The organism is Mesorhizobium sp. CU3 (assembly GCF_006442965.1).
In the GTDB taxonomy this organism is placed as follows: domain Bacteria; phylum Pseudomonadota; class Alphaproteobacteria; order Rhizobiales; family Rhizobiaceae; genus Mesorhizobium.
The window spans coordinates 37,183-53,371 of record NZ_VFWX01000013.1 but is presented as its reverse complement, the minus strand read 5'-3'; the positions used below and the strand labels follow the sequence as shown (position 1 = coordinate 53,371).

The following is a 16,189-nucleotide window of genomic DNA, read 5'->3' as shown; positions in this document are numbered from 1 at the left end:
TTGACTTCAATCGACATTTGCCACCTTTCCATCTCCGCAACAGATCACGAAGATTGATCGACAAGCGAACGGATGAGTTGATCTCTCCAGCAAACGGGAGTGCATCTAAAGCAAGCCAATTCGTGGATTGTCCAAATTTCTGCTTAACTTGGCGATGTCATTGTGCGCCAGGGAGCCGCACACGTCGCCAAGACCCAAGCGGAGGCGGTCGCAAAGAATCGCGAGCATCCGGCGAGGCTTCGCAGAAGCAAAAGCCCGCCGCCATCCAGGAGATGGCAACGGGCTTGCGATCGGCAGCGGCTACACCCCTGAGGGATCGACCACTCACCAGTAGAACGACTCACTTCCCCGCTTATCGCTTACGGAGCGCTCGCGGCGGCTTGCTGGTCGATCTTATCGGCCAGCACGCCCTTGGCCCAAGAGGTGACGTCGGCGTCGACCGGCTTGTTGGCCATGCTGGTAAGCGCCGCATCCAGCGACGCATCGTCCGGGGCCGGCGTGTTGGCGGCCGCGGTCTGGGCATCGGCGAGCGCAGCGGTGTCGGCGGTTATCGCGGCATTCTGGGCGTCGATCTGCGCCTGCAAGGCGTCGACCTGCGCTTGCGTGTGCAGCGGATCCGCCGTCAGCGCGGCCATCTGGTCGTTCAGCGAGGTCAACTGCGTCTGGTCATCGGCCAGTTTGGCGTTTGCGGCGTCAACCGCGGCCTGCGCGTTCTTGGCCGCGGCCGCCGCCGTCACATAGGCCTGGATGCCGGCAAACTTCTTGCTCTTCGAGTTCATGTAGGCGTTGATGTTGCGCTGCAGCGAATTCAGCCGGCCGAGCTTGGAATGAATGTTGGTCTTTTGCGTCGACGCCGTGACGGTGTCGTCCGCGGAGTCGTCGTTGGTATCATCCTGCGACTTTGACAGTTGGCCCGGCGCCGAAGCTTTGCCATGAGAGGCCTTGCCGTTGCCGCCGGCATTGCTGTTGCCTCCAGCGTTGCCATTGCCATTGCCACCGCCATTGCCGTGGCCTCCGCCGTTGCCGTGGCCTCCGCCATTACCGCCGGCTCCCGCAAACGAAGGGGCAGCCGCCAGCGCGAGAACGGCAAGCGATGCTATGAGTGTCTGTCGGATCTTCATCCTTAATCTCCGATCTAAAGCGCCACCACCACCCGACTGCTAGGCCGTGTCATATGGGAAATCCCTAATTGCTTGCAGCGACTTTTAGACAAATGCCGGTGTGCTGGGCCGGGACGCGGCCAACCAGAGCCGCAAGTCAATGCTTGGCGCAAGGTAAGCAATTGAATTATATGCATAAAAATTGAACCCCAAACACGTATCGGCCCTATGGAACAATGAAGGCTGACGCCCCCTTGGACCATAGGCCCAAGAGGCTCGGCAATGTCGCAGCCCATGGGCCGGCGCCAAAGCGCACACCTTGTTTTCAACTCGCTGATTCCATGGGATTTTTTGTTTGCGACCCAGGTCGGAAAAGTGGCCTTGCAGCGTTCGCCGACTGCAATCAGCCGCTGATCAGCGGCACGGTCACCGTGGTCGAATAGTTAATCGGAAAGGAAGCGAAATAGGGGAATGCGATAATGAAGGCGTAACTGGCCGTGATATGGGCCATCTTGAAGCCGCCGCTCGGCGGATCGGTGGCGATTGCGACGTTAACGTTCTGAAAGCCGAGCGTCTGCAGCTTCTGCGTCGCGATCGACTGGATGTCGGCCTGGGTAAGCGTGTTGTTGAGTTGCAGCGAACGGGCGGACGCCTCCAGCGTGTAGCGCACCGTGGAGGCCGAATGCATCGACCAGCCGAAGGCGAAGATGCCGAACAGAAGCATGATCAAGAAAGGCACGATCAACGCAAATTCGATGGCCGCGCCGCCCTGGGCATCGGCCGCAAATTCTCTTGTCCTGGATCGATCAGCGGACACGGACCACCTGCAGATGCGCGATGGCGCTGTTGCCGGGGAAGACACCGAAGGTGAAAGGGGGAACCCAGGTGCCCGAGGCCTGGATCTGGACATAGATGGTGGGCATCTTCGGGCCACTGCACAGTGTCGTCGAAGTGACCTCGGTCGTCCCGCACATATATTTGCGGTTCAGGCTGACCGTGGCATCGTCGGGCTTGTTCTCCCAGCTTGCGAGCGCCACGGCCTGGGTGGAGCTGTCATTCGTGGCGCCGGCCATCACCAGGTTCGCCGCCGTCTTGACGCCGGCCCGCATCGCCAGCGAGGCGGTGACGTAGGACCAGCCGTCCGCAGTGCTCAAAAGCGCGACGGTCAGCACCGGCAGCACGAGCGCGAACTCCACCGCGGCGGTGCCGTTGCGGCTTTTGCGGAAGCGGATCGCAGCCGATCGCATGCTGCTATTCGACGACCGCGACCGACTGGGCTGCGGGAATGGTGCGCATGCCGAGGCTCGAGCAGTCCTGGTTGATGGTCGAATTGCCGGACCATTGAATGGTGTCGGCAACGACCTGGGTGCAGCCGCTCTGCCCGGAGAAGTTGCCGAGATAGTTGACCTGCTGCCTGGGGAAATAGATGGCGCCGGTCAGAAGCGAGTTCGCCGTGCCGTTGAAGGTGCTCTGCGCCGCGGTCCCCGTCTGGTCGCCGTAGAACAGCACCCCGGAATAGGTGCCCGAGGTCGGCGCGCTCAGTGTCACGGTAGCGTTGCCATTCATGCTGACGGTGTTGCTGCCCGACATGAAGATGGTCACGCCGCTGCCGCTGACGGCGGCGTTCGCGTTGACCTTGAAACTGCCCTGGACGACATAGACGCCTGGCTGGAGGGTGACGGTGCCCTTGAGGTCCATGCCGCTGCAATAGGTCCCGGGCTGAAGCGTCTGGCTGCTTTTGTTGCCATTGACGTTCTTGCATGGGTTGGAGGCGGCTGGCGCCGGCAGGCTTGCGAACGGATCGGACGCAGGTAATGCCTGGGTGATCGGGGCCTTGCAGACGGTGGTCACCGGATTGCTGAGCGACACACCGCCGACCGCGATGAGGCAGTCGGCCTGCAGCGCCGCAGATCCCTGCAGCTTGATGGCGTCGGCCTGAAGCGAGTCCGACATGACTGAGCAGCCGATCAGCTTGACGCTGGTGTTGCCGGAAAAAAGCGCCGCCTGATAGGCCGACGGATTGAGCGCCAGCACGCACGCCTTGGACGCATCGGTGATCAGCGCCACCGCCCGCGCCTGCTCCGGCACCTGATTGGTGGCGAAGATCGAGGTGAACATCCGGTCGAGGTTCTGCTTCAGGATCACCTCGACCGCCTTGTTGCCGGTGTTCGGCCCGCTTGCTGGCGGTGTGTTGACGACAACGGTCGCCGCGGACAGCCCGTTGGAGGCGACCGACTGCGTGGCGGCCGCTGTGATGGTGGGCGTGTCGGAGCCAGCGACCTTCTCCAGCGCGCCGGCATAGGCGGCCGCGTCGGCCGCTGCCTGCAGCTTTAGGCTGGAATAATACCAATAGGATGTCTCGACGCCGAGCCCGGCGCCGCCGACCACGACCGGCAGGGTGAGCGCGACGATGGTAGCGACGTTACCGCTCTCGCCCTTTCGCCGACAACCGGAAACGAAAAGTCGCAAAAGTCGACCGAGTGATGCCATGCCCGACGCCCCGACGCGCAACCTGACATCCACGGGAGCGCTTGTTCTATGAACGAAGGACTAACTTTTTTGGTTGATTTGCGATCGTCAGACCTTAGCGCCGACTATACTGCACCTGGCGGAAGCGATACTTAGGACCAAGGTCCCATACCGACGGCGTCCTGGTGTTTGACATCCCAAGGACGCCGCATCTTTCAGTTTGGCCCGGGTGCCATACCCCCTGGCAAGTCAGGCTTCTTTCACAAGCGCCCTCCCCGGCGATGGCAAGCAGCGGGGACCGGGCTGGTGGCGTTGGGGTCGGTCCCCGCCGCCTTGAGCTGCCTTGCGGGTGGGACATGGGCAGCACAATCAAAACGACGGCCGAGCCAGCGAATACATGGCATCGGAGTTGAAGGTCCAGGTGCGGGCGTCAGGGGTGCGGCCGGGGTCGGAACGTCAAAAACGCGTTACAACTTCCGTAACCCAGCCGCACGCCAGGCCTGACGTGCACGCCACCCGTCTCTACCCCAAAAACGCCAGGCGACAGATCAACATAGCAGAAACGGATCACCCCCAAATCGCTCCATGGAGCTAGCCCAGGATAGATAAATCAGGCAGGCGGGGAGACCAGTCTTGCGCCAGCATCATGAACTGGTGGCCGAAACCGATTAAGCACTCCGCTGCGCGCCCACGAGACACTTCGCCATGCGTTCCGAACGAGCAGCCTGTCGGGCAATCGAAGCCGTATTCGCTCTGGCATCGCCAAGGCCCCGGCCTTTCTCGGGGCCAGGCGAGTTCGTGATCCGCATGCAGTGGGCCGGGTAACTGCCCAAGCGCGTCAAGACGTGCTGGCGGGACTGTTGCCCCATTTCGAGACAGGGGGCTTGGCATTCGCCTTGCAAGTCAAGTCCGTGCCGGGCTGGTCCCGGTCCCGATTGCGTACATTGATCGGGTTAGTGGGCTCGTCGGGCTTGAGGCTGTTGGGGTCTTCGCCCGGCGAGTTCCGCACGACAAGCGGCCCGACAATCCCAGGGGTTGGGGTGCATTGGGCTGAGACAGCCGGGCCTAACCGACCCATGCGGCTGAGTCGGCTAGAGCGATCTTAGATTAGCAATTGCGCAGATAGTGCTTTAACTCGATCTTTCCCCTGGTTTCCACTGGGCGCCTTCCTTTCACGCCGGGCGGCCCGACACTGGCGGGGAAGGCCAGACTGTGTCGGGCCTGACCGGTGGGGACTTAGCTACGTGTTGGGCAGCACGAACCGGCTAACGGCGATTTACGTATCTGCCGGCGTAAATTGGAAGGCATCCATTAAGGCGCCAGGCACAAGCATCTACTTACCCCCTTGTAAGTAGGTCGGACTGGCGCGCCTAGACCCGGAAGCCGCTGAGCGCGAGGCTTGTGCGGCAATGGTCTAGCGTCTCGCCGCTGCTCGTGACACGTTCAGCGCTCTATGGTCGTCGGACATTACATTAGCAATCAACGATATATTAATAAGCATGGCAGAGCCTATGCGCGTTAAGACCAGTTCCTGATCGACGATCCGGCGCTATGCCGCGACGTCCGGCCGGAGCAAGAAACATGAGTGCTGAGACAGCGCTGGCCCAGTTATTGCGCATGATCCACCGTCGCGCCTTCAATCTGGCGGCGATGCCGGACGATGAAAGAGACCCGCATTACGACACCATCCGCCGGTCATGCTGCGGAGCCGCAGAGCATATCGGTCAAAGTCCGGACAACGCAGCCCTGACGGCAAACAGCATGGTCGAGTTCACGCGCGCCATGGTCGGCATAATCGAGGCAAACCGCGGCGGCCACGACAGTCGCCAGCCCCACCGCTGAACCGATAGTGGCCCGGGGCCTCGCCACGACCGTCAATTGCCCAGCACCTTCGCCTTGCACAAGAACAAGCCAAGGGGGCACGTTGCCTGGTGTTGCAAAAGCCAAAGGCCGCTCCTCTCTCGAAGGGCGGCCCTCGGCAGGCTCGATGTTTGATTTTTTCGTCAGCCGGCTATTCAGCCGCCTCGTAGCCGGCGATGCCCTTGATCTCGAGGAAATCCTCAAGGCCATATTCGGCATATTCGCGGCCGTTGCCGGATTGCTTGTAGCCGCCGAAGGGCAGGCCGGCGTCCCAGGTCGGATAGTTTATGTAGACATTGCCGGAGCGCATGCGAGCCGCCACCTGGCGCGCCTTCTCGATGTCCTTTGCCTGGAGGTAGGAGGCAAGGCCGTAGACCGTGTCGTTGGCCTGCTCGACCGCCTGCTCGACACTGTCATAGGGCATGATCGCCAGCACCGGGCCGAAGATCTCCTCCTTGGCGATGCGCATGTCGTGGGTGACGTCGGCAAACACGGTCGGGCGCACATAATAGCCGCGATTGAGTTCGGCCGGACGGCCGGGACCTCCGGCGACGAGCGTGGCGCCTTCGTCGATGCCGCTCTGGATCAGGTCCTGGATCTTGTCGAACTGAATCTGGCTGACCACCGGGCCGAGCTTCGAGGCCGGCGCGTCGGCCGGGCCGACTGTGAATTTCTCCGCCGCCTGCTTCGCATAGCCGGCGGCCTCGTCATGACGGTCGCGCGGCACGAACATGCGGGTCGGCGCGTTGCAGGACTGGCCGCTGTTGCCGAAGCAGCCGGCGACGCCCTTGGTGACCGCCCGCTCCAGATCGACATCGGGGAACAGGATGTTGGCCGACTTGCCGCCGAGCTCCTGATGCACGCGCTTGACCGTATCGGCGGCGGCCTTGGCGACCAGGATGCCTGCGCGGGTCGAACCGGTGAAGGACATCATGTCGATATCGGGATGGCTGGAAAGTGCCTGACCGACGCCCGGGCCGTCACCGTTGACGAGGTTGAACACGCCCTTAGGCACGCCTGCCTCGTCGATGATCTCGGCGAAGATGATGGCATCGAGCGGCGCGATCTCGGACGGCTTCAGCACCATGGTGCAGCCGGCGGCAAGTGCCGGGCCGACCTTGCAGGTGATCTGGTTGAGCGGCCAGTTCCACGGCGTGATCAGGCCGACGACGCCGATCGGCTCCTTGACGATCAGCGCCGAGCCCTTGACGTGGCGGAACTGGAATGACTTCAGCACCTCGGCCATCTTCGTGAGATGCGCCAGGCCGACGCCGACCTGGCTGTCGAGCGCCATCTGGCGCGGTGCGCCCATCTCGCGCGAGACGGCAAGCGCAAGGTCGCCGCTGCGCTTCTTGTAGACTTCGATGATGCGGTTGAGGATGTCGAGGCGTTCCTCGACCGAGGTAAAGCCGAACGTGTTGAAGGCGCGCTTGGCGGCAGCCACGGCCTTGTCGACATCGGCCTTGGAGCCCAGCGAAATCTGCGCGAAAGCGTCTTCATTGGAGGGATCGATGACGTCCAGCGTGTTCGGCGCCACCGGATCGACCCAGGCGCCGTCGATGTAGAACTGCAGATTATGGGACATGGATTTCCTCCTCGGTCAGCCGTGGTTCTCGATTGTGATGGATTGGGTCGTCGTATACCGCCAGAGATAACGATGCCGCAAGCGTCCTGTCAAACGCAAGCACGAGCGATTGAGCCAGCCTCCGCGGCGCCAGTGGAGCTTCAGCCAAAGCCAAGATGGACGGCTAAAGCAGCGCGTGTCCAGCCTTGCCCATCAACCGTGCGGCCGCCGCTCAGCCGGCGATCCTCTTGCTCATATAGACGGTCGTGCCATTCATGAACGGCTCCTCCCGGTCGATCGTGTAGCCCAGCCTCGCATAGAGCGAGACATTCGCCTCAAAGGCGCCGTTGGTCAGCAGGCGAAGCTCATGACGCCCGGCCTGGCGCGCCTTGGCCTCCGCCCGCTCCAGCAGCAGCCGGCCGATGCCCCTGCCCTGCGCGTCAGGCGCCACGCAGACGTTTTCGATCCAGAGGTGGTCGTCGGCCAGCACGGTCTCGATCAGGCCGACAATGCGATCGCCGTCGATGGCGAGCCCGAATGGATGCTCGGCGACGGCCTTGTCGTAGTCGGCTCGCATCGGCATCGGCTCGCGGCCGATCACCGGGACCCATTTGGCATAGGCCGCGCGCACGATGTCACGGATGGCGGCGGCATCCGCCGGCGTGGCCAGCCGAAATTCGATGGCAGAAACGACAGTCATTCGAGACACTCCAAAATGCAAAAAACCCGCCGATCGTTTCGATGGGCGGGGCTGGGGGACGGACAGACGAGGGTGACTTGCTAGCCGGCCTTTGTCTTCACGCAATCAGCTTGCCGCTCGAAGGAGCGGCGGCGTCGCTGAGTGTTTGCGATAAGGGCTACCATGGCGCGAAACTGGACCGGAGGCCGCAACGCTGTCAAGCCAACCGCCGGCATCCGATAAGCGCGTTTTACATCGCTCCTACAGATTACGAGCGCTGCGTGCCTGATCGTTCGTAAAAATCGATCGTTATGATACAAACAATTCGCTTGAAAGATTGATTTCGGAATGGCATTTCACCCGTGAAAGCGCCTGGAGAATTCAATTGTCTTTCCTGCCCGCGACCGCGAACGATCTTCCAAACAGCCTGAATTCGGCCAGTCAGAGCAGCAGGCGCCCTGCCCTCGCTGCGATCTCGACCGGCGTCGTGCCGGGACTGGTGCTGGTGGGGATGATCACCAGCGTCGCCTATTCGGCGCGTGGCTTCTCCGGCCTCACTTTGTTCAGCCCGATGATCCTGGCCGTCGTCGCCGGCATGGTCTATTCCAACGTGCTCGGCCTGCCTGCGCACGCCAAGGCCGGCATCGCATTCTCGCAAAAGCGTCTGCTGCGCTTTGCTATCGTGCTGCTCGGCTTCCAGCTGACGCTCGGCCAGGTCGCCGGCATCGGGTTTGGCGGCGTCGGCATCGTCGCTGCGACACTCGGCGCCACCTTCCTGTTCACCGTCACGCTTGGCCGGCTGATCGGCGTCGACCGCAAGCTCGCGCAACTGATCGCGGCCGGCACCTCGATCTGCGGCGCTTCGGCGATCGTCGCCACCAACATCGTCACCGAAGCGCGGGATGAAGACGTCACCTATGCCGTCGCCGCGATCACGCTGTTCGGCACCGTCGCCATGCTCGGCTTCCCGCTGCTCGCGCCGGTGTTCGGCCTCGACCAGCACGCGTTTGGCCTGTGGGCCGGCGCCTCCATCCATGAGGTGGCGCAGGTGATCGGCGCCGGCTTCCAGAACGGCACGCTGTCCGGCGAGACGGCGACGGTCGCCAAGCTGACGCGCGTCGCGATGCTGGCGCCCATGGTCATCGCGCTCGGCCTGATGGCGCGGCGCGGCAACACTGATGCTTCCGGCGCCAAGCCGCCGATGCCGTGGTTCGTAGCGGCCTTCGTCGCGGTCGTGGCGCTGAACAGCCTGGTCGCCATCCCGGCGCCGATCCATTCGGCAATCGCGCTGGCCGCACAGATCGTGCTGACCATGGGGCTCGCCGCCATGGGCCTTCAGGCCGACATCTCCCAGCTACGGTCGCGCGGCCTGCGCCCGCTGATGCTGGCCTTCTCGGCCTTCATCTTCATCGGCTGCTTCAGCCTGATGCTGGTGAAGTTCGCCTAGCCCTATCTCCTTGTTTTACGCAATTCCGGACGGAAAATCGCTCACACTTTTCCTGGAATTGCTCTAATCCTCGAACGAGCAAGACGCGACATAGATCGCGGCGAGTTTCTCGATGCCGGCCTGGTCCTCCTTGTCGAAGCGGCCGGGCGTCGGGCTGTCGAGGTCGAGCACGCCGAAGGCGCCTTCGGCATCGCGCAACAGCACCACCAGTTCCGAGCGCGAGGCGGCATCGCAGGCGATGTGGCCGGGGAACTCGTGCACATCCTTGACCAGCATCGACATGTCGAGCTCGATCGCCTTGCCGCAGACGCCCTTGCCGACGGCGATGCGCACGCAGGCCGGCTTGCCCTGGAACGGACCGAGCACCATCTCGTCGTCTGAGGCGAGGAAATAGAAGCCGGCCCAGTTGAGGTCAGGCACCATCTGGTAGATCAGCGCCGCGGTGTTGGCGGCGTTGGCGATGGAGTCGCCCTCGCCTTCGAGCAGCGCCTTAAGCTGCGCGGCCAATTCCTTGTAGAAAGTCGGCTTGTCCTTGGTGTCGATGGCGGTTGCCGCAAACATGGTGTCGTCTCTCCGTTGCAAGGGCGCCGACGCGCCCGCTAGAGTCTCGCTCTCTGTGCCATCAATGCAGCGCCCGGGAAATACACAATCGTGAATGTCGCCTTAGCCAGCCGAGAACGCGACCGCGACCAACCGGAGGCGAACGAAGCGCCCCTCACCTTCGCAGTGCTTGTCTTTCCAGGCTTTCCGATGATGGCGTTTTCTTCCGTCATCGAGCCGCTGCGCGCCGCCAATGTGTTGTCAAAGCGCGAATGCTATCGCTGGGTGATCGTCGGCGCCGACAAGGGCACGGTCGAAGCCTCCAACGGTGTCGTCATCCAGCCCGGATTTTCGGCCGCCGACGCGCCGAAGGTTGACCGCATCGTCGTCTGCTCCGGCGGCGACGCCGACCACGTCGTGGCCGACGAGGCGATGAGCTGGATCAGGAAAAGCCTGCGCGGTGGCGCGCATATCGGCGCGGTCGCTGACGCGGCCTTCTTTCTCGCCCGTGCGGGCCTGCTCGACGACCATGCCTGCACCTTGCACTGGACCAGCCAGGCCGCCTTCACCGAGGCGTTCCCGGACATCGAGCTTCGGCGCGATCTCTTCGTCATCGACCGCAAGCGCTTCACCTCGGCCGGCGGCGTCGGTGGCCTCGACATGATGCTCGAGATCATCGCGCGCGACTACGGCGCCGAGATCGCGGCCGGCGTCGCCGAATGGTTCGTGCATTCGCCCCTACGCTCCAGCGTCGACCGCAAGCTGATGCCGCTCCGGCTGCGCACGGGCGTCCAGAACGAGCTGGTGCTGTCAGCCATCGCGATCATGGAGGACGCGGTCGAGGAGCGGCTCGGCATGGCCGAGCTTGCGACAAGGCTTGGCGTGTCGCCGGACAAGCTGGAGCGCAATTTCCGCGCCGAGCTAAATATCTCGCCCAACGGCTATTACCGGCGACTCAGGCTGAAGCGCGCCGCCGACCTTTTGGCCCATTCCACGCTGATGGTGCGCGATGTCGCGCTGGCCTGCGGCTTTGCCTCGATGTCGAGTTTTGCGCGGGCTTTCAAGGAGGAGCATGGACACGCGCCGAAGGCGATGCGGCGGCATTAGCGGCCACGCGGCATCCGGCACAACATTTGCGGAACTCCGCACAAGCTGAAACCCCCGCCCCGCTATGGTCTCCGCAACAGGAGACTTCCCATGAGCATCGTCGTTTTCGATCCCGACAGCACCGAGGATGTGGACTTCAAGGACCGCATGCGCCATCCGGCAGCGGCCGATCCGGCCGGCGGCATGTGGCTGTCCGACACCGAGCCGTCCTTTATCGATGCGGATGCCCTTCGCAAAGGCCGGCTGGCAAAACTGCGCGGCTGGATGCGCGAGGCGGGCTATGGCGGCGTCGTTCTGTTCGATCCTTACAACCAGCGCTACGCCACCGGCTCGCGCAACATGTTCGGCTATTTCCTGCGCAACTCGACGCGATACTTCTTCATCCCGACCGAAGGACCGATCGTGCTGTTCGAATATCCGCAGAGCTACCATGTCTCGATGGTGCTCGACACGATCGACGAGGCAAGGCCTTCGAAGCTGGTCTGGTCGTCGGTCTCGGGCCGTGATGACGAGACCGCCGGCCCCTTCGCTGACGAGATCGCAGAGCTGCTGAAGAAGCATGGAGGCGGTTCGATGAAGCTCGGGCTCGACCGCTGCAGTCATTTGCAGGCGCTGGCGCTGGAAAAGCGCGGCTGCGAGGTCCGGGATTGCCAGGGCGAGATCCTGGCGGTCCGGGCGGTAAAGACGCCGGAGGAAGTCAAATGCCTGTTGGCGTCGATGGCCGGCGCCGAAGCGGCGGTCGCCGCTGTGCGCGAGGCGATCAAGCCCGGTGTGTCGGAAAACGAGCTGTTCGCCATCATGTATGGCGAGGTGATCCGCCAGGGCGGCGAGTTCATCGAGACAAGGCTGCTGACCTCCGGGCAGCGCACCAATCCCTGGTTCAACGAGGCGAGCGGGCGCAAGATCCGGCCGGGCGAGCTGGTCGCGCTCGATACCGACACGATTGGGTGCTACGGCTATTATTCCGATTTCTCGCGCACCTTCCGCTGCGGGCCGGGCAAGCCGACGCCCTACCAGAAATCGCTCTATCGCATGGCGCATGACCAGGTGCAGCATAACATCGGCATCGTGAAGCCCGGCATGGCGTTCCGCGAGATCGCCGAGAAGGCCTGGAAGATCCCGGACCGTTTCGTCGACCAGCGTTACACTTCGGTGATGCACGGGGTCGGCATGCATGGCGAGACGCCTTTTATCGCCCACGCGATGGACTACGAGACCTACGGCCGCGACGGCATCGTCGTGCCCGGCATGGTGGTCAGCGTCGAAAGCTATATCGGCGAGAAAGGCGGCCGCGAGGGCGTCAAGTTAGAGGACGAGATTCTCATTACGGACACGGGAACGGAGCTGCTTTCGCGGTTTCCGTATGAGGATGAATTCCTGGGATGAGCGGTTTGATGCCTACTGCCGGCCTCGGTGACGTGAACTTTGCTGCTTGCGCGAACGCCCACCGCTTCGTCATCCTAGGGCGAAGCAAGGAGCGCAGCGACGCGGCGCAGACCCTAGGATCCATGCCGCGACTTCAAAGCACCGCCACGGTCCAAATTCTGCTCCGCTGCATCCGTCGATCAACGTCACGGCATGGATCCTCGGGTCTCCGCGACGGAGCTTCGCTCCTGCTCCGCCCGTGGATGACGAAGGTGGAGAGGCACCGGCCAAGCACCACGGCTTACGCCAGCGCGCTGAACGGAACGGACATGAGCGCCAACCAAGGCGTCTCTGCATGAAAACGCCCATCTCCATCCGGCGCGGCAGCGTCGCCGCGGTGTTCATCGATCTCCAGGAGGAGCATCGCCAGGACGAGCGCTATCTGGTCGAGGGCTTTGCCGACATCCTCGCCAACGTCCAGCGGCTGCAGGACGCGGCGCGGCGCAATTTCGTGCCGCTCTACCATTGGGCCTACATCGTCGACCTTGCCGAAGCGCGGCCGTTCCATCCGGTGGATCAGAGCGGCAAGTCGGCCTTCTCCGATAAAAATGACCCACTGACCGCGATCTGCCACGAGGTTGGCCCGAAGGACGGCGAGGCCATGCTGGTCAAGCAGGAGGCAAGCGCCTTCGGCAGGAACGATTTCGCCGACAAGCTCAAGGCTTCCGGCATCGAATGGCTGGTCATTGCCGGCGTCTGGACCGAGGCCTGCATCGACGCCACGGCGAAGGACGCCGTCGCGCGCGGTTTTCGCGTGCTTTTGGTCAAGGACGCCTGCGGCAGCGGCAGCGCGGCCATGCACCAGACCGGCATCCTCAACCTCGCCAACCGGCTCTATGGCGGCGCCGTCGCCAACACGCTTGACGCCTGCCGGCTGCTGGCCGGCGATGTGGTCGATGTCTGGCAGGTCGAGGGCTCGGTGCCGCTGCGCTTCACTTTCGAGAACGCGGCGCGGCTTTACGCCGAGCTGTGAACCAATGGCGGGCGACGCAGCAGACCAAACGAGGCGCGGCAAATATGCCGACAGGCTCGACCCGGAGTTGTGGGCCTATATCGACAAGGTCAACAGTTGGTACCCGCCAGAGATCGTTGCAGCGCCCATTGCCGAGCAGCGCGCGGTGTACAATCGGATGTGCGCGGCGTTCCACCACGGCCGCCCCGCGGGCGTGAGCGCCGGCGACGGGCTGGTCGTCACGCAAGCGCATGCCATCCCGGTGCGGCATTACCGCATGGCGAACAGGATCGCGACGGCCATTGTCGTCTACTATCATGGCGGCGGCTTCGTGCTCGGCGACCTGAACAGCCATGACGACATCTGTGCCGAGATCTGCGCCGGCACCGGCTTCGAGGTGATCTCGGCCGACAACCGGCTGGCGCCGGAGCATCTGCATCCCGCCGCCTTCGACGATGCGCTGGCCGTGTTCGAATGGGTCGCGGCGACAAGCGCCCTGCCGATCGTTCTGTGCGGCGAGAGCGCCGGCGGCACCCTGGCGGCGGCGGTGGCGCAGGCGACGCGGCATCATGAGCGGCATGCCGTCGGCCAGGTGCTGATCTATCCCGGCCTCGGCGGCGACGAGAGCGGGCGTTCCTATATCGAGCATGCCGAGGCGCCGCTGCTGACGCTGGCCGATATCGAGTTCTACCGTCGCGTCCGTTCCGCACCGGGACAAGTGCTGGACGATCCGACGTTCTCACCGCTCCGCGATCGCGACTTCTCCGGCCTGCCGCCGACGGTGATCGTCACCGCCGAGTGCGATCCGCTGTCTTCCGATGGCGAGGCCTATCGCAACCGGATCCTTGCGGCCGGTGGACAAGCGTGGTGGCGAGAGGAGAAGCGGCTGGTGCACAGCTTTCTGCGGGCACGGATGACGGTGCCAAGGGCGGCTGAGGCGTTTGCGAGGATCATCAGCGACATCGCCAGGCTGGGCGCCGGCGACGGCGCGCTAATCTCCCCCCTTGTGGGGGAGATGGCCGGCAGGCCAGAGGGGGGCGCGAAGGATCGCGACCTTTCGGATTCCTAAAATCCAAAAACTACCTGCGAAGGTAGCGGCAGTTAGTTGAGACGTCGGCGGGACAGCGCCCCCCTCTGCCCTGCCGGGCATCTCCCCCACGAGGGGGGAGATCAGCAGCTTCAACGCTCTGCGGAACAGCGCACAAGAACTGCGGAAAACCAAACATTTCGTCGTGGCAAGCAGACCTATCATCCCTCCGGCAGGCAACGGCGCTCCGGCGGTCGCATCCGCCCCCGCGCCTTACGGCGGCCAGGGTGTCCGCTGCCTCCTGCATGCCGCCGGCCCAGCACTACGCCGGCAGGCCCCGAGCGGCAGCCACCGACAACAAAGGGAACGACGATGAAATTCATGCTGACCGACAGGAAACTCCACCCGCAAGCCAGACCGACCGCCAATGACTTCAAGAAAGGCGCGATCAGCCGACGTGAATATCTGGCGCTGATGGCCGGCTTCGGCGTCAGCGCCGCCGGCGCCTTCGCGCTGGGCGGGCTCACCCCCTCGCCCGCGCGCGCCGAGGAGGCGAAAAAGGGCGGCGTGCTCAGGGTCGCCATGAACGTCAAAGGCTTCAAGGACCCTCGCACCTTCGACGGCGTCGAGATGTCCAATGTGGCGCGCCACTGCAACGAATATCTGGTGCGCTGGAAGACCGACTTTTCCTTCGAGCCGTGGCTGCTGGAAAGCTGGGAGACCAGCGACGATGCCAAGACGATCACGCTGCATGTGCGCAAGGGCATCACCTGGTCGAATGGCGACACCTTCAACGCCGAGGACGTGATCCATAATCTCAACCGCTGGTGCGACGCATCCGTCGCCGGCAATTCGGTTGCCGCGCGCATGGGGGCACTGGTCAATGCCGATACCAAGAAGCCGGTCGACGGCGGCATCCAGAAAGTCGACGACTATACGATCAAGCTCAATTTGCCGAAGCCCGACATCTCGCTGATCGCCGGCATGGCCGACTATCCGGCGCTGATCATGCACCGCTCCTATGACGGCGATGCCGACCCGAAAAAGGCGCTGGCCATCACCACCGGCCCCTGCGAGCTGGTGAGCTGGGACGCAGAGACGGGCGCAGAGGTGAAGCGCAAGGACAAGTGGTGGAAGGGTGAGTTCCATCTCGACGGCATCAAATGGGTCGACTACGGCTCCGATCCCAACGCCACGCTGTCGGCCTTCGAATCCGGAGAGATCGACACCGACCACGAAACCGCTTCGGATGCCGTCTCCCAGACCGAGCAGATGGGGCTGGAAAACTCCGAGATCGCCACCGGTTCGACCATCGTCGCGCGCTTCAATGTCGCCAACGCGCCCTATGACGACGTCAAGGTGCGCCGCGCCGCGCAGCTTGCGGTCGACAATACGGCTGTGCTGAAGCTCGGCATCGATGGGCGCGGCAAGCCGGCCGACAACCACCATGTCGGCCCGATGCATCCCGAATTCGCGGACATCGGACCGGCCAAACGGGACGTCGATCAGGCGAAGAAGCTGATCGCCGAAGCCGGCAAGGCCGACCACGAATACGAGCTGATCTCGGTCGACATCGAATGGCAGAAGAGCACCGCCGACGCGATCGCCGCGCAGATCCGCGAGGCGGGCCTGAAGATCAAGCGCACGGTGCTGCCGGCCGCGACCTTCTGGAACGACTGGGCCAAATTTCCCTATTCCTGCACCGAATGGCTGGGACGGCCGCTCGGCGTCCAGGTGCTGGCGCTCGCCTACAAATCGGGCGCGGCCTGGAACGAAAGCGCCTATGCCGACAAGGAGTTCGACGAGCTTCTCGATAAGGCGCTGGCGACGCCCGATGCGGCGGCGCGCAAGGAGATCATGGCAAAGATCGAGACCAATCTGCGCGACAGCGGCATCATTATCCAGCCCTACTGGCGCTCGGTCTACCGCACCTACCGCAAGGGCGTGCATGGCTGCGAGCAGCACCAGGCGCTGGAGCAGCATTTCGAGACTGTCTGGTTGGAGTCTTGATCCTCCCGG

General features: G+C 63.5%; 14 protein-coding genes. 7 read left to right on the top strand and 7 right to left on the bottom strand.

What is annotated here, in order from left to right; translation table 11 throughout:
- Positions 1 to 359 precede the first annotated feature (359 nt).
- The 4 genes from FJ988_RS20115 to FJ988_RS20100 all read right to left on the bottom strand — a co-directional run bounded on the left by FJ988_RS20115 (position 360) and on the right by FJ988_RS20100 (position 3,590).
- Entirely contained in the window at positions 360 to 1,121 is a 762-nt protein-coding gene (locus FJ988_RS20115; RefSeq protein ID WP_140820100.1) for a hypothetical protein, read from the bottom strand.
- A gap of 382 nt (positions 1,122 to 1,503) precedes the next feature.
- Positions 1,504 to 1,917, bottom strand: coding sequence for a TadE/TadG family type IV pilus assembly protein (locus FJ988_RS20110; RefSeq protein WP_281407752.1), 414 nt, complete (start codon positions 1,915 to 1,917; stop codon positions 1,504 to 1,506).
- Positions 1,907 to 2,347 (bottom strand): TadE/TadG family type IV pilus assembly protein, encoded by a 441-nt coding sequence (locus FJ988_RS20105; RefSeq protein ID WP_140820098.1) that lies wholly within the window; start codon positions 2,345 to 2,347, stop codon positions 1,907 to 1,909. Before FJ988_RS20105 ends, FJ988_RS20110 begins: the two co-directional genes overlap by 11 nt.
- 4 nt (positions 2,348 to 2,351) lie before the next feature.
- Positions 2,352 to 3,590, bottom strand: a complete 1,239-nt coding sequence (locus FJ988_RS20100) for a pilus assembly protein TadG-related protein (protein WP_140820097.1) — start codon at positions 3,588 to 3,590, stop codon at positions 2,352 to 2,354.
- A gap of 1,560 nt (positions 3,591 to 5,150) precedes the next feature.
- On the opposite strand from FJ988_RS20100, the gene FJ988_RS20095 reads away from it, so the two are divergent.
- Complete coding sequence (locus FJ988_RS20095) at positions 5,151 to 5,411, top strand: hypothetical protein (protein ID WP_140820096.1); 261 nt, start codon at positions 5,151 to 5,153, stop codon at positions 5,409 to 5,411.
- Between the two features lie 169 nt (positions 5,412 to 5,580).
- Here FJ988_RS20095 and FJ988_RS20090 read toward each other — a convergent pair whose 3' ends face one another.
- Both FJ988_RS20090 and FJ988_RS20085 read right to left on the bottom strand, forming a co-directional pair.
- Positions 5,581 to 7,014 carry an aldehyde dehydrogenase family protein gene (locus FJ988_RS20090; RefSeq protein WP_140820095.1) on the bottom strand — a complete coding sequence of 478 codons (1,434 nt, stop codon included), beginning with the start codon at positions 7,012 to 7,014 and terminating at the stop codon, positions 5,581 to 5,583.
- 211 nt (positions 7,015 to 7,225) lie between these two features.
- Positions 7,226 to 7,693 (bottom strand): GNAT family N-acetyltransferase, encoded by a 468-nt coding sequence (locus FJ988_RS20085; protein ID WP_140820094.1) that lies wholly within the window; start codon positions 7,691 to 7,693, stop codon positions 7,226 to 7,228.
- Between the two features lie 364 nt (positions 7,694 to 8,057).
- Between FJ988_RS20085 and FJ988_RS20080 the strand changes: the two genes are divergently transcribed.
- On the top strand, positions 8,058 to 9,119 hold the full coding sequence (locus FJ988_RS20080) for a YeiH family protein (protein WP_246688615.1): 1,062 nt from the start codon (positions 8,058 to 8,060) through the stop codon (positions 9,117 to 9,119).
- Positions 9,120 to 9,182: 63 nt separating this feature from the next.
- Here the strand turns inward: FJ988_RS20080 and FJ988_RS20075 are convergent, their stop codons facing one another.
- Positions 9,183 to 9,680 carry a GAF domain-containing protein gene (locus FJ988_RS20075; RefSeq protein WP_140820093.1) on the bottom strand — a complete coding sequence of 166 codons (498 nt, stop codon included), beginning with the start codon at positions 9,678 to 9,680 and terminating at the stop codon, positions 9,183 to 9,185.
- 189 nt (positions 9,681 to 9,869) lie between these two features.
- Here FJ988_RS20075 and FJ988_RS20070 point away from each other — a divergent pair, with 189 nt between their 5' ends.
- The 5 genes from FJ988_RS20070 (at position 9,870) to FJ988_RS20045 (ending at position 16,180) form a co-directional block, all read left to right on the top strand.
- Complete coding sequence (locus FJ988_RS20070; protein WP_246688623.1) at positions 9,870 to 10,766, top strand: GlxA family transcriptional regulator; 897 nt, start codon at positions 9,870 to 9,872, stop codon at positions 10,764 to 10,766.
- 90 nt (positions 10,767 to 10,856) lie between these two features.
- Positions 10,857 to 12,152, top strand: coding sequence for a Xaa-Pro peptidase family protein (locus FJ988_RS20065; RefSeq protein WP_140820091.1), 1,296 nt, complete (start codon positions 10,857 to 10,859; stop codon positions 12,150 to 12,152).
- A gap of 334 nt (positions 12,153 to 12,486) precedes the next feature.
- On the top strand, positions 12,487 to 13,164 hold the full coding sequence (locus tag FJ988_RS20055) for an isochorismatase family protein (protein WP_140820090.1): 678 nt from the start codon (positions 12,487 to 12,489) through the stop codon (positions 13,162 to 13,164).
- Between the two features lie 4 nt (positions 13,165 to 13,168).
- Positions 13,169 to 14,212 (top strand): alpha/beta hydrolase, encoded by a 1,044-nt coding sequence (locus tag FJ988_RS20050; RefSeq protein ID WP_140820089.1) that lies wholly within the window; start codon positions 13,169 to 13,171, stop codon positions 14,210 to 14,212.
- 330 nt (positions 14,213 to 14,542) lie between these two features.
- Positions 14,543 to 16,180 carry an ABC transporter substrate-binding protein gene (locus FJ988_RS20045; protein WP_140820088.1) on the top strand — a complete coding sequence of 546 codons (1,638 nt, stop codon included), beginning with the start codon at positions 14,543 to 14,545 and terminating at the stop codon, positions 16,178 to 16,180.
- The last annotated feature ends 9 nt before the right edge of the window (positions 16,181 to 16,189 follow it).